This window comes from Pedococcus sp. 2YAF34 (assembly GCF_052114585.1).
Lineage (GTDB): Bacteria > Actinomycetota > Actinomycetes > Actinomycetales > Dermatophilaceae > Pedococcus.
The window spans coordinates 1-377 of sequence record NZ_JBFRFA010000151.1 but is presented as its reverse complement, the minus strand read 5'-3'; the positions used below and the strand labels follow the sequence as shown (position 1 = coordinate 377).

1 protein-coding gene is annotated in these 377 nt (G+C 71.1%); it reads right to left on the bottom strand.

The annotated features are described in order from the left end of the window. Nucleotides 1-377 (bottom strand): MFS transporter (locus tag AB4Z02_RS19325; RefSeq protein WP_441973000.1); only part of this gene is annotated, 377 nt, incomplete at both ends.

Sequence of the window (377 nt, the reverse complement as noted above, 5' to 3'; positions counted from 1 at the left end):
GGATGACGGCGAGCACGGCGACGCCGAACGATCCGCCGATCTGCTGCGCGATCCGGGTCAGGATGCTGGCGTTCGGCACGTCGGGCCGCTCGAGTCCCACGAAGGCGACCGTCATCAGGGGGATGGTGACCGCCCCGAGACCGAAGCCGCGAACGAGGAGCGCGGCCATGAGCATCCACTCGTTCGTCGTCGGTGTCGCGAACGCGAACGGGAGGGTCGCGAGGCCGACGATGGCGAAGCCGGCGATCGTCACGATGCGCGCGCCGACCTTGTCGGTGAGGCGCCCGGCGAGGGTGCGGCTGAACAGCGAGCCGATGCCCTGCGGCACCAGAAGCAGGCCGGCGCCCAGGGCGTCCGTACCGCGCACCTCCTGGAAG